The sequence below is a fragment of the Ruegeria sp. BA2 genome, assembly GCF_056539605.1.
The window spans coordinates 43,365-56,616 of record NZ_JBQFVE010000007.1; the positions used below are offsets into that span (position 1 = coordinate 43,365).

Genomic DNA, 13,252 nt, shown 5'->3' on the forward strand with positions numbered 1-13,252 from the left:
TTACCTCACCGCGCCCGCTGCTTTCAGTTTCTGGTACTTCTCATCGTTAAACCACCAGAAGTCAAACTGCCCGACAGCCAGCGGGGGCAATTCTTCGGGGTGTTCGAACATATCGTAATAAGCGACCCATGTATCCGATACATAACCAGTTGGAACCTGGATACGCAGATACCGCAGCACGCGGTCTAGAGACTTTAACGCGGCGACTTCTTCTTCGCGTGATTTCGTTTCCAAAGACGCATCGATAATCGCATCGACCAGCGGGCTCTGCAAAGATTGCGGGTTGTAGGACGACACAACCGCCGTCTCTGCACCATAGGCCTGTTTGAGACCGGTCCCTGCCTCAAGGAAAGGCTGGTTGCGGAAAAAGATCATGTCGAAATCTTTGTCATAATAGCGCTGAATCCATTGCGCACTGTCGATCTTTTCGACTGTCACAGCGATCCCAAAGCTTTCCAGATTTGAGGCGTAGGTCGTCACAATGGCTTCTGCGGTGTCAGACGACGACGCATTGAGCATGATCGTGATTGCAAGCGGTTTACCCTCGGCATCTTCTAGCTTGCCGTTGCTTGAAACTGTCCATCCGGCCTCTTCGAACAATTTCAGCGCGGTGCGTTTGTTTCTGCGGTCAACCGTCCTGCTCGGGTTAGAGGTATGGGCGCGCACCGCCTCCTGAGTGAAAACCTCTTCGGGCACCAAATCTCCAAGTGACCGCAAAAAGGCTGTTTCCATCTCATCGGGTAGCCCATCGGCTGCCACCTCTGAGTTCTCAGAGAAGGAATGTCGCTGCTCGGTCAAGTCAAACTGCAGCGATTCAGAGGTCCATTCAAAGTTGAATGCCAGACCCAATGCCTCGCGAACCTTGATGTCGTCAAAGGGCGCGCGCTGCATGTTGAAGATGAAACCGGAAGGCGATGGCGGGGTCATCACGGGAATGCTCTCACGCTTCACATACCCGTTCTGAACAGCGGGAAAATCATAACCCGTCGCCCATTTTTTGGTGCTTCCTTCTGCACGGAACGTGTAAATCCCCGCCTTGAACGCTTCGAACTCGGCCGCATCATCGGCAAAATACTCGACCCGGACCGTTTCAAAATTGTGGCGGCCAACATTGATCGGTAAATGCCAGCCCCAATAATCCGGGTTGCGGCGGTAGACGATGTAGCGGTTTATCTCATAGTCATCCAAGACATACGGGCCACTCCCCATCGGGGTAACAAGGCTTTGCTTGTCCAAGCGTTCGCCGGTCTTTTCATACCAGGCTTTGGAGAATACGGGCGTCCCGCCGACCTGCGAGATGAGTGACCTGCGCGAGATACCATCAACGAAATTGTACTTGATCGTATGATCATCGATGATCTCATAGCCTTCGATGCGCTGCTTGACGGCGCGGGCGTAGCTTCGGATTCCCTGCTCGAGAAACAGATCATGGGTGAAGGCGGCATCATGAGCTGTAAGAGGCGTTCCATCCGCAAACCGCGCCTCGGGGCGCATGTAGAAAATGCACCATTCCTTAGTGCTTGGGTATTCAACGGATTCCGCAAGCAAACCGTAGGATTCGGTGATTGAATCCGCCGGAGAAGCCGAGCCAAAGGGGCTATCGCCGAACATACTTTCCGCGATCAAGCCTGAGTATAACCCCGCTTTGCCCTGCCAGTTAAAGCGATTCATTCCATCAAAGGTTCCGCGCGACGATACCGATATCTCGCCGCCAACCGGTGCGTTTGGATTCACATAAGCAAAATGTTTGAAGTCGGGTGGATACTTGAGATCCCCAAAGAACGAGTAACCGTGCGCTTTGATGATTTTATCATTCGCGTCGCCCGCTGCCATCGCACCATTTAGGGGTGGAGCCACCGCGGCTAGCGCGCTTCCGCCTAACAACTGCAGAGCTGTTCTTCGCTTCATACTCGTCAGCGACGATTTGGTGCGGGTATTAGGCATGCCTACCTCTCCTTGAGACCTTCGGACGTCTTAATGTGCGCAAGCCTTGCTAAAAGACCAACACTTACTGTTGCAAGTTTAGAATGCGTGAACGCTTTGTGAAGTTCTTCTCAGACAAAAAATTAAAGCCGCTGCACGAGGCAACGGCTTTAAATCTTGCAAATCTGATCAACTGATCAGTTGCCGATGGTCTGCAGATACGCAATCAGATCGGCGCGTTCTTCTGGTTTTCTCAGACCGGCAAAGCTCATCGATGTGCCCGAAATATAGGCGTTGGGGCGTTCAAGGAAGGCATCCAATGCTTCCGGTGTCCAGTTGCCGCCATGCGCTTGCATGGCCGGTGAGTAGCCTGTGAATCCCTTAGCTGATGCAACGGGGCGGTCTACAATAGCGTATAGATAAGGGCCCGTGCCGTTCGCACCATCTTCCAGCTTGTGGCAAGCCGTGCATTTGCGGAATACGCGTGCGCCTTTTTCAGGGTCGGCTGCGGCCAGCATATCTTCAAAGACCACTTCTTCACCGTCAGCGCTTTCACCCGAGCTTTCGGTTTCGATAATGTAAGAAGCCTCGGCATGGTGGCTATCGCTGCTATACAGGATATCCGCCCCCCATTTTGCCAGAAGCAGCACAAGGAAGGTGCCAAACAGGCCGGCTGCGGCCTTGGTAACTGTCATCGTGTCGAACATTTTGATCGCGAGTCCACTTTAGCTGTCTTGGGGGTGTCTAAGGCTTCCCCTAAGAAGAGGCAAGGTATAGACACCGCGACGAAACGCCCAATTCAAGAACTTGTTGCACGGAAACGACCAAATGACCAATCGCATAGCCTTTCAGGGGGAACCCGGCGCTTATAGTCACGAGGCCTGCCGCAATGCGCGCCCGGATATGGATGCCCTGCCCTGCCGCACTTTCGAAGATGTGATCGAATCGGTGCGATCCGGCGACGCTGATCTGGCAATGCTTCCGGTGGAAAACACCACCTATGGCCGTGTCGCAGATATTCATCGCTTGCTGCCACACAGCGGGTTACATATTATTGATGAGGCCTTTGTGCGGGTGCATATCAACCTGCTGGGGGTACTTGGTGCCACGCTGGATGACATCACCGAGGCGCATTCTCACCTTGTCCTTTTGCCGCAATGCGCAGGTTTTTTGAAACAACACGGCATTCGGGGCCGCGTAAGCCCAGACAACGCCCGTGCGGCGCGCGAAGTGGCCGAAATCGGTGACAAACATTCTGCAGCTTTGGCGAGCGAACTGGCGGGAGAAATCTATGGCCTGAATGTACTGGCCCGCCACATTGAAGATCATGGTGATAACACAACGCGCTTTCTGGTGATGTCGCGCGATGCCGACCAAACGCGACGTGGCGAGCACGGCATGATCACCAGCTTTGTTTTTCAGGTGCGGAACATTCCGGCGGCTTTGTACAAGGCGATGGGTGGGTTTGCCACCAACGGCATCAACATGACTAAGCTGGAAAGTTACATGGTCGATGGTTCGTTCACTGCGACCCAGTTTTATGCCGACATCGTAGGCCATCCGGATGATCGAAACGTAAAGCTGGCGATGGACGAGCTTGAGCACTTTACCACAAATGTCGAAGTTCTTGGGGTTTATCCGGCTGCGCAGCCTCGAGGATAGAGTGTGCAATTGGTTAGCTGCCTCAAGATAGTGGCCCAGAAAGACTTTACCGCTGTGCTTTTTCGGTGGTGAGATGATCCGCGACCTTTAGAAGGCCTTTTCAGATCGCGTCGGGCTAGAGGCAGATCTAACTGTTCCCAATGCGAAAAACTTTGCAGACCGCGCCGTCCATCCGTCGGTATTCCCTGAAACCCATGGCCTCGTAGTAGCGAAGACCTTCTTCGTTTTCAGCCCCGATCGTCGCGTCAATGGCCGGCAATTCCGTTTGCCGAGCTGCCTGCAGAGAGGCGTCAAACAACGCGCGACCAACCCCGTGCCGTGCCGCGGTGGGTTTGATATGCGTTCCAATGATGCCCCAACCGGCGGTGACACCATAAGGATTGTTTTCAGTGGCAAGTTTCAGGGATTGAAATCCCAACACCTCTCCGTTCGGAGCAACAGCAACGCTGCATCGAATACGTTCGGGATTGCTGATGTAGTGTGCTAGGGCAAATGCAGCATCGCTGGGTTTGGAGCGTTTTCCGGCAGCAGCAAGAGTGCTTAGAACCTCGGATATGCCTTCGGCATCTGATTCGACAGCGTTTCGTATGTTAGGTTTCTCAAATCTGCTCATCTACTAGATCGCCGTCAGACACCGTGCAGGTGCCGCTCTTCCATATCCCGTGCGAATTCGCTGAGACGGGTTTGAAACTGACGCCGAAACCGGGATTGACCCAACTTCAAAGATTGAAGCAATAACCGTGCGGGCAGCGTCTTAGCACCCATTGACGTTTCAATGCGCAAGCGGGTCCGGCGCTGCGACAGGGCCAAAAGCTCGATCACTGTGTCTCCGTTCATTCCCTTGCTGCTTGACTGAAACCGCATCAGGGAAGGCCGGTCACATTCTGTCATTTCGATTGCGATCTGGCGGGGTTTCCCGCGAATTTTAAACTCGGTCTCCCAGGTATTTCCAACCTGCGGCAAAGCAGAGCCCACCACACGCCGCACATCGACCCCGCGCCGTAAAGCCATGCGTTCAAAGCGCTCAAAATCTGACACCATCGCGAAAACCGAGTCGATTGGAACTTCGATATCTTCCTGCGCTGAAAACTGCATGTCTGTATTTCTCTGCCCTAGGTGGGATTCAGTTTCTCGTCAGTCCAATGTGTCTGCAAGCCAGTGTTGCAATAAAAAATGTGCAATCGCACCTTTCCGAGCGGGCAACAGCTTTGGATGATCACCCGCAAAGGCCTGCATCATCTCGGTCCGGGTGACCCACATCGCATCCTCGATCTCTACGGGATCAATCTGAATATCCCGTGAAAGCGCCTGACCCGCACATCCGAACATTAGCGATGCGGGGAAAGGCCAAGGCTGGCTGGCGAGGTATCGCACCTGACCCACTGGCACCCCGGCCTCTTCCATCACCTCGCGGCGAACGGCGGCCTCAAGCGTTTCGCCGGGCTCCACAAACCCAGCCAACAGCGAATACATACCTTCGGGCCAACCCGGAGAGCGCCCCATCAGCACTGAATTACCATGTGTGATCAGCATAATGACCACAGGATCAGTACGTGGGAAATGCTGCCCACCGCACGCCGGACAACTTCGCTGCCACCCACCATGAGTCATCTCGCTGCGGGCACCGCACCGGGCGCAAAACTTGTGCGTTTCATGCCAGCCGATCACCGCCTTGGCGGTCGCGGCAAACTCCGCATCCCGCGGGCTCAGCCGCGTCATGATGCGACGCAACTCGGCAAACACATGGCCTTTGGGCAGATCGGGGTGTTGTTGTTCGGTTTGATCCAAGAAATTCCCGACGCCGGACAAATCCAACCCCTCAGCCGTCCAATCCGAGATATCCATCGCGAAAACCGGCGATCCATCCTCGGAATTTCCAAGCAGAATCGGTGTGCTGATCACGCCGGTTAAACGCTGATCAAAGATTCGGTGCTTGAAGGATAGCAACCCAAGCTTGTCCAACGCCTCGCCCTCAACCAACAGTTTGCCGCGCCATAGCAGCAGGCATGTGGCCGCAGGATCGCGACGGGCCTGTTCCAATTGGTCCGAATGGCCCCGCAGCAATCCCGCCCGATCCAGCCCCGAGCCACCAAATGTCACCTGTTCTGCGCGTATCATGCCTGTCGTTCCTGAGTGCTGGGCAAAGGGCTGCCACGTCATTCCCGAGGGCGCAACTGGTATTGCTTAAATATTTTTTCCCCTTGCCGCGGAATGACCGCAGCATTGCCTCGGAAAATGCACTAAATCCACCGCATGGTGAAACCGTTACCCCAAAGACTGCCAGAAGTTGAAAATATTGAATTCCAAGCAATTAGTGCATCAAAATCCTGATCCTGACGCTGTCACAAAGGTTCGGATTCTTGCGACTTCAGACCTGCACATGCATCTAACGTCATATGATTACTATTCAGATAGCCCTGCCCCGGCCATCGGTTTGGCGCGCACCGCCAGTCTGATCCACGAGGCACGCAATCAGGCCCAGCGAGAAGGCAAGCTGGTGCTGTTATTCGACAATGGCGACAGCCTTCAAGGCACACCATTCGGTGAGTGGGCAGCCGAGGCTGCATCTGATGCCCATCCATTGCCCCAGGCATTCAATACTTTGGGCTATGACGCGGTTGGATTGGGCAACCATGATTTCGGATTTGGGCTGGACCTCGTCAATAGCGTCGCAAGCCAGAGCATCTGCCCAGTGGTCTGCAGCAATTTGCGGACCCTAGGCCCAGCTCAGGGCTGGGAAGCATACACAATCTTGCAAAGAACCGTCTTGCTGAATGGCCGGAAAGTCCCGATCCGCATTGGGGTATTGTCTGTCTTGCCACCCCAGACCGCTCAATGGGAAGCACATATGCTGCAAGGTCTTGTCGAGGTGACCGACATTCTGACCGCGGCAAAACACACTGCGCAGGAGCTTCGCAAAACGGGTTGTGATCTGATCATCGCGCTTGCGCATACCGGGTTGGGTTCGGCAAAGGCTGAACCAGAAATGGAGAATGCGATCATCCCGCTTGCCGAGATGCAAGAGATCGATGCGATCGTTGCAGGCCACACCCATTTGACACTCCCCGGCAAGGCGCACGCGGGATATCCGTTTGTCGACAGCGAACAGGGACTTGTTCATGGGACGCCCGTTGTCATGCCCGGTTGGGCCGGATCCCATCTGGGAGTCATCGATCTGGCGCTTGCGCGGAATAATAAGGATTCATGGCACATCACTTCCAGCCATGTCGAAACGCGGGCGGTCAAACAATCAGAAGCGGCTGCGCCCGAATGCCCAAACATCGCGAGCCTTTTTAACAAAGGCCATATCGCGACGCTCAAAAGAGTTGCCGAACCTGTGGGATCAATCCCGCACGCGTTGCACAGCTATTTCTCGTACTGCGTTCCCGATCGGGGGTTGGCGCTGATCGCCGCGGCACTGGCGGCGGCTGTGCGCCCCCATTTGGTCGATACGGATTGGGCAAAGCTTCCCGTCCTGTCCGCAGCGGCCCCGGCGAAGTGCGGAGGTCGAGCCGGGAACAAGTATTACACCGACATCCCGGCGGGAGAGATCTCGGTTCGTCACATCGCTGATCTAAGCATCTTTCCCAATGAACTGCGTGCGGTGTTGGCAACGGGTGCTCAGATTCGCGACTGGCTTGAAATGTCAGCTGGAGTATTCAACCAGCTTTCCTCTGAGCGCCTGGTCAATCTCGCCGATGCACAACGTCCTGGCTTTAACTTCGATGTTTTGCATGGGGTGACGTACCAGATCGATCTTTCTCAACCTGCTCGTTTCGATGCGATTGGACGGTTGATGGATCCGGCGCATTTCCGGATTCGCAATCTGAATATTGATGGGCAACCGATCAAGTCAGACCAAAGATTTATTGTGGCCACCAACAACTATCGTGCCAACGGTGGTGGCCATTTCGCGATAGCTAAAGAGGCCCGAGTGATAGACTTGCCACCGCTGGGCATACAAGACATCCTGTGCCAATACGTGGCGGACACCGTACCACCTGATCCTTTGGCAAATGCGCCGCGCCCCTTTACCTTCGCGCCAAATCAAGGGCGGGGAGCGATTTTGACCACGGGACCGGGTGCGCGAAACTATCTTGATGAGCTTGCAGAGTATCAGCCTCGCATTCTGCCTGACGATTCAGATGGATTTATGCGTATCCAGTTGGCTTTCTGACGGGTTGCCATTTTCAAGCACTGCACCTATATGAACGTTGAGAGGTTGGCGCGGGCGAGCGCCTCGCCAACCTGGTCAGGTCCGGAAGGAAGCAGCCACAACGAGCCCCGCTTGGGTCGATGTCCAACCTCTCACTTGGAACCTATCAGCCGCAGGAGGGCGTTTATGAGTGTAGCAATGACCCTTCGGGCAGACCGGTCCTGATCCTTTCAGATCGACTGAATGCCTGAACACATCACCAGCGGATGCGCGACCGCCATCCGGTGGGATTGCTGTTTCTGATCACAGGCAGACCAATGTTACTTTCCTTATCGGACCTCGGATGGTCCTCTCACTTTGCGGCTCAGCACGCGGCTGATCCGTCACTCTTGCCGTATCGCGTTGCAAGCGTACATCGCGATCGGCTTGTCGGGCTGCGCCCAAAAGGCGAAACGCCGTTGTTATCGCCCGAACACTCAACCGGAGCCTATGCTGTCGGAGATTGGGTTTTAGCGGATGAAAGCGCGCGTATAGTCCGCACTCTGGACCGGCGCAGCCTTTTGCAGCGTCGAGCCGCAGGCACGGGTGCCTCTGCGCAGCTGATCGCGGCAAATGTCGATGTGCTATTCATCGTCAGTTCCTGCAATGCTGACTTCAGCCTGCCCCGGCTGGAACGATATCTTGCCTTGGCCCATCAGGCAGGCTGTTATCCGGTGATCGTGCTGACCAAGTCAGACATTTGCGACGATGCGCGTGTTTATGTTGATCAGGCCCAATCGCTTGGCCAATTCCTGACGGTTCTGGCGGTCAATGCCCTGAATCCCGACGATATCGAACAGGTTTTATCCTGGTGCCCGAATGGGCAAACCAGCGCGTTGGTCGGATCGTCCGGCGTTGGGAAAACGACGCTTGCCAACGGCATGACAGGCCGGGACGAAGCGACCGCGGGCATTCGTGAAGATGACGCGCGCGGCAGGCACACGACCACAGCACGCGCTTTGCACCAAATGTGCAACGGTGGCTGGTTGATCGATACACCCGGAATGCGCGCGCTACGATTGCTGGACGCGCAGGAGGGTTTGGACGAGGTGTTCTCGGACATCTCCGATCTTAGCCGGAACTGCCGTTTCTCGGATTGTCAGCACGATTCTGAACCCGGCTGCGCGGTACAATCTGCAATCGAAACCGGTGAACTCAATCCCGCGAGACTAGACCGCTGGCGCAAGCTGCGACGCGAGGACCAGCACAATTCAGCGACCGTCGCTCAGGCGCGCGCACGTGACAAGGCGTTCGGCAAGATGGTTCGCAGCGTGATGACCGAAAAGAAGTCTCGCAAAGGGCTTTGAAACTCTGGGCACCGGCCTCCGGTGCCCAGTACATTCAGGCGATTAGCCGGGGCCAGACCGCTGCATTGCGCCGTGCGAAAGCGCCGATATGACCAACCTGAGACAGTCCAAATTCACTTGGTGAGAGCAGATGCCGCTGCGCATCAGTCCCGTACAGGTCAGCAAGCCGCCAGACCGCTTTGGGCGGCACGACCTGATCATCCTCAAAGGCAAACAGATCAACCTGCTTTCCGTGTTCTGCCCAACGGTTTGCGGGCAGAGACGTTCCGATTTCTGGCACATAGCTCTGAGGCGCGGTGCACCACTTGCGCCATTGCCAGTAAACCTGTGCCGGCAGGTTCGGGCCAAAACCCACAGCCTTTCCCGGAAGATACCCAAGTGCCTTGACCGCCAAGGGTGCGTGCCCGTACCAGAACAGCGCCGCCAACGCGCTATATGGCCAGGGATGATCCTTGAACGTCACCAGACCAGAACATACACAGATCATCCTGTCGACCTGTTCGATATCGGATTGGAGCGGGCCAAACATTCCGCCCAATGAATGACCGATGCTCCAAAGCTTTGCCCGAGGAAACCTGCGCCGCATCTCAGCCCGGGCAGCGGGAATGTCTATCAACGCCCAATCGGCCATGGTAACATCCGATCGCTTCTGCGATCCCGATAGCGAGTTTCCGAAATCCCGATAATCATACGTCAGGCACGCCATGGCGCGCTCTTCCGCAAGCCATCGGGCGAAGTGTTGATAATACTCTCTGGGCACTCCGGTCGCGCTGTTGATGACAACAGCCGTTTCAGGCTCGGCCATCGGGCAGTAAAGCCGAGCCGATAGCATTGCCGGACCGGACTCAAACTCGATATCTTCGGTCGCAATTGCCCGCTGAGTGTCCAACATGATGCCCTCTGAAATCATCTGAACTGATCAGTTCAGCATGAGCCGCACTAGTCAAGGTTGACGTAGCTGGACCGTGCGTCATGTGCCGGATGCAATCTTCTTGACTCGGGCCTAGCACAGCCGCTAGCGATGACGTGATGGTTCTCGCGCCTATTTGGGCCGGGATGAAAAGGGAACACGGTGCGGTTCTGACCGGAATAACCGGAATGAACCAAGGCCGAGACTGCCCCCGCAACTGTAAGCGGTGAGCGATGTCGAAATGCCACTGGCCATGAAGGCTGGGAAGGTCGGCAAAGCAATGACCCGCAAGTCAGGAGACCTGCCATCAAATGAAACTGAAACTCGGGCGGGGTGTCCGGGCAGGGCCAGACTGCATAATTGCCGTCCCTCCTGACCGTCGCCCCGACCAGCGCGGAGGGCGCATAATGATCTGGAAGACCAACACGCACGAATTCTCGGCAACAATTTGCCAACGGACCGGTAAAAACTGCCCTGCCCTGGCACAAATGGCGCGGGCACTGGCGGCTTCAATGGCAAAAGTCGGTCCAACAACAACGGCAGGATTCGAAATCGAAGGAAGCTGTGATCTGGCACATTGCGCGGGCGGGTGCACGGCGCGTTTTCGCGCTTGTCCAGACGAAATTCGGGTATTCTGCGACGCGGATGCAGACACCTCAATCAAATGTCTTGATGACTATGCTGATTTGCTTTTTGGCAGTGACATCGGCTCTGTTCCTGCCAGCCTCATGTCGCACCCACCATGCGCAATGCTTGAGGCGATTGCCCTCACGAACGGGACCCGCGCGCCAGAGGAATTCCGCCCATCGGCCTGAGCGCTAATCGCCCGCCAATACGCTGGCTGGCGCAGTCGCCCAGCGCATCTGCGCGTCCGTTTCAACGGCACATGGACGCAACGCACGAAGCCTTTTCAGTGCTGTATCAGGGTGCTCTCCACACTCGACCATTATGCGCAGTACAGCCATACCCGACCGGCCGCATCCGCCCTTGCAATGAACCAATACACGCCCGCCGCCAGACAGTGCGTGGCGGGCCGATTTACTGGCCTGTTCCCATCGTTCACTTACGTCCTGAGTGGGAATACCGTAATCCTCGACCGGCAAGTGAACCCAGCGACAAGCGCGATCACGAACATCCGAGCCAAAATCCCGAGCGCCATCAAGGATCATCTCGACCTCAGTCGCCATTGACAGGATCAGACCCGGTTTCCATCCGGCCACAGCATCCAAATCGCCGATATAATCTCCGCCCCGTCCGGGCATTGAGGTTAGCGCAAGTGATCCGCCACCAACCTGGAGTGCATGGATAACCAATTCAGACATTCTACGCTCCCCCCGAAACGTGGATCAGAAAATCTTTTTTGCTGGTCTTAGACCGCACGATATTAACCGGGTCCGCCGACAATCCAAAATGAAAATCGCCTCGGCTTGCTGTGGACGCGGGCGGCGGGGGCCTCTACGCTGCGTCGGAACACGAATCCGACAGAGCAGACATGACCGAAACGCCCAGCCCCGCCTACCAGGTTCTTGCCCGCAAATATCGCCCTGAAACCTTCGCCGATCTGGTCGGTCAGGACGCCATGGTGCGCACCCTCAAAAACGCGTTCGAGGCGGACCGGATCGCGCAAGCCTTCATCATGACCGGTATTCGAGGCACCGGTAAGACCACCACTGCCCGGATCATCGCCAAGGGTATGAATTGCATCGGTCCGGACGGAAATGGCAACCCGACAACCGAGCCTTGCGGCCAATGCGAACACTGCGTGGCCATCATGGAAGGCCGCCATGTCGATGTTATGGAGATGGACGCTGCCAGCCGGACCGGCGTGAATGATATTCGCGAGATCATCGACAGCGTCCGCTACCGCGCCGCCTCGGCCCGCTACAAGATCTACATCATCGACGAGGTTCACATGCTCTCGACCAGCGCTTTCAACGCGCTGCTCAAGACGCTTGAGGAACCGCCTGAGCATGTGAAGTTCATCTTCGCGACCACCGAGATCCGCAAGGTGCCGGTGACGGTCCTGTCACGCTGTCAGCGCTTCGACCTGCGCCGGATCGAGCCCGAAGATATGATCGGCCTGTTGCGCAAGATCGCGGAGTCGGAAAAAGCTCAGATCGCCGACGACGCGCTGGCTCTAATCACCCGCGCGGCCGAAGGGTCTGCGCGGGATGCAACGTCACTGCTGGATCAAGCGATCAGTCACGGGGCGGGTGAAACCAGCGCCGATCAGGTACGCGCCATGTTGGGTCTGGCCGACCGGGGCCGGGTTCTGGACTTGATGGATATGATCCTGCGTGGTGATGCTGCAGGGGCGTTGACCGAGCTTAGCGGGCAATATGCAGAAGGGGCAGACCCATTGGCGGTCCTGCGCGATCTGGCTGAGATCACCCATTGGGTCTCGGTCGTCAAAATCACCCCGGATGCCGCTGAGGACCCTACCGTATCCCCGGACGAACGCGCCCGGGGTCAGCAAATGGCCGAAGCCCTGCCAATGCGCGTTCTGACCCGCATGTGGCAGATGCTGTTAAAGGCTCTGGAAGAGGTCTCAGCCGCGCCAAACGCGATGATGGCTGCAGAAATGGCCGTGATCCGACTGACCCATGTCGCTGATCTGCCCAGCCCGGAAGAGCTGATCAAACGCTTGCAGGATGCACCGCCGCCTCCCGGTGTTGGTCCGGGCAATGGGATCAGCGCGCCCGGTCCGGCAGGCGCGGCCCCTCAGGCGTCGTCCCGACCAACCTATGCATCAGCTGCAAGCGGGACGGCAGGCGGGCCAACCGCTGCTCTGGCTCAGGACGTGCAGGCGGCGCTGGCGAGATACCCGACATTTGAACATGTGGTTGAGCTAATCCGCGCAAACCGGGACGTGAAACTCTTGGTTGAGGTGGAAAACAGTGTGCGTTTGGTCTCGTACCAGCCGGGCAGGATTGAATTTACGCCCACAGACAATGCCCCAACCGATCTGTCTCAACGGCTGGGCGCGTCACTGCAGCGCTGGACGGGCAACCGCTGGGCCGTTTCGATTGTTTCCGACGGCGACGCACCAACGATTGCCGAGCTTCGCGAAGCGGCCGCGCTTGAGCTTAAGGCCGAGGCCGAAATGCACCCGCTGGTGCAAGCCGTTCTAAGCCATTTTCCGAAAGCCCGGATCAAGAACATCGAAACCCCCGAACAACGCGCAGCCAAAGTCGAGACCGAGGCCCTGCCTGAGGTTGAAGACGAATGGGACCCGTTCGAGGAGGATTGATCCTC

The 13,252-nt window shown here is 56.5% G+C and carries 12 protein-coding genes, 1 other RNA gene and 1 riboswitch; of the genes, 6 read left to right on the forward strand and 7 right to left on the reverse strand.

From position 1 onward, the window contains the following. Positions 1–1,944 carry an extracellular solute-binding protein gene (locus ACR0NN_RS15535; protein WP_170725086.1) on the reverse strand — a complete coding sequence of 648 codons (1,944 nt, stop codon included), beginning with the start codon at positions 1,942–1,944 and terminating at the stop codon, positions 1–3. Positions 1,945–2,120: 176 nt separating this feature from the next. Continuing rightward, positions 2,121–2,630 (reverse strand): c-type cytochrome, encoded by a 510-nt coding sequence (locus ACR0NN_RS15540; protein WP_170687030.1) that lies wholly within the window; start codon positions 2,628–2,630, stop codon positions 2,121–2,123. 121 nt (positions 2,631–2,751) lie between these two features. Here ACR0NN_RS15540 and ACR0NN_RS15545 point away from each other — a divergent pair, with 121 nt between their 5' ends. After that, positions 2,752–3,585: a prephenate dehydratase gene (locus ACR0NN_RS15545; RefSeq protein ID WP_170725085.1), complete on the forward strand. Its 834-nt coding sequence runs from the start codon at positions 2,752–2,754 to the stop codon at positions 3,583–3,585. 127 nt (positions 3,586–3,712) lie between these two features. Here ACR0NN_RS15545 and ACR0NN_RS15550 read toward each other — a convergent pair whose 3' ends face one another. The 3 genes from ACR0NN_RS15550 to nudC are packed head-to-tail and all read right to left on the reverse strand — an operon-like array spanning position 3,713 to position 5,703. After that, a complete protein-coding gene (locus ACR0NN_RS15550) occupies positions 3,713–4,198 on the reverse strand; it encodes a GNAT family N-acetyltransferase (RefSeq protein ID WP_170725084.1) in 486 nt (161 codons plus the stop codon). A gap of 14 nt (positions 4,199–4,212) precedes the next feature. Continuing rightward, positions 4,213–4,680, reverse strand: a complete 468-nt coding sequence (locus ACR0NN_RS15555) for an SRPBCC family protein (RefSeq protein ID WP_170725083.1) — start codon at positions 4,678–4,680, stop codon at positions 4,213–4,215. A gap of 39 nt (positions 4,681–4,719) precedes the next feature. Beyond that, positions 4,720–5,703: an NAD(+) diphosphatase gene (gene nudC, locus ACR0NN_RS15560; protein ID WP_480685025.1), complete on the reverse strand. Its 984-nt coding sequence runs from the start codon at positions 5,701–5,703 to the stop codon at positions 4,720–4,722. Positions 5,704–5,899: 196 nt separating this feature from the next. On the opposite strand from nudC, the gene ACR0NN_RS15565 reads away from it, so the two are divergent. The 3 genes from ACR0NN_RS15565 (at position 5,900) to rsgA (ending at position 9,087) form a co-directional block, all read left to right on the forward strand. Continuing rightward, positions 5,900–7,762 carry a bifunctional 2',3'-cyclic-nucleotide 2'-phosphodiesterase/3'-nucleotidase gene (locus ACR0NN_RS15565; RefSeq protein ID WP_480685027.1) on the forward strand — a complete coding sequence of 621 codons (1,863 nt, stop codon included), beginning with the start codon at positions 5,900–5,902 and terminating at the stop codon, positions 7,760–7,762. Positions 7,763–7,800: 38 nt separating this feature from the next. Continuing rightward, an RNA gene (gene ffs, locus ACR0NN_RS15570) (signal recognition particle sRNA small type) lies at positions 7,801–7,899 on the forward strand. A 159-nt stretch (positions 7,900–8,058) separates the two neighbouring features. Continuing rightward, on the forward strand, positions 8,059–9,087 hold the full coding sequence (gene rsgA, locus ACR0NN_RS15575; protein ID WP_170725080.1) for a ribosome small subunit-dependent GTPase A: 1,029 nt from the start codon (positions 8,059–8,061) through the stop codon (positions 9,085–9,087). A gap of 34 nt (positions 9,088–9,121) precedes the next feature. On the opposite strand, the gene ACR0NN_RS15580 is transcribed toward rsgA, so the two are convergent. Further along, positions 9,122–9,979, reverse strand: coding sequence for a serine aminopeptidase domain-containing protein (locus ACR0NN_RS15580; protein WP_170725079.1), 858 nt, complete (start codon positions 9,977–9,979; stop codon positions 9,122–9,124). A gap of 121 nt (positions 9,980–10,100) precedes the next feature. Continuing rightward, a riboswitch (cobalamin riboswitch) is annotated at positions 10,101–10,320 on the forward strand. On the opposite strand from ACR0NN_RS15580, the gene ACR0NN_RS15585 reads away from it, so the two are divergent. After that, a complete protein-coding gene (locus ACR0NN_RS15585) occupies positions 10,309–10,812 on the forward strand; it encodes a hypothetical protein (RefSeq protein WP_480685029.1) in 504 nt (167 codons plus the stop codon). (Overlaps the previous riboswitch by 12 nt.) Positions 10,813–10,815: 3 nt before the next feature. Here the strand turns inward: ACR0NN_RS15585 and ACR0NN_RS15590 are convergent, their stop codons facing one another. Then, positions 10,816–11,319: a phosphatase domain-containing protein gene (locus ACR0NN_RS15590; protein ID WP_170687022.1), complete on the reverse strand. Its 504-nt coding sequence runs from the start codon at positions 11,317–11,319 to the stop codon at positions 10,816–10,818. Between the two features lie 170 nt (positions 11,320–11,489). Between ACR0NN_RS15590 and ACR0NN_RS15595 the strand changes: the two genes are divergently transcribed. After that, entirely contained in the window at positions 11,490–13,247 is a 1,758-nt protein-coding gene (locus tag ACR0NN_RS15595) for a DNA polymerase III subunit gamma/tau (RefSeq protein WP_170725077.1), read from the forward strand. Positions 13,248–13,252 lie beyond the last annotated feature (5 nt).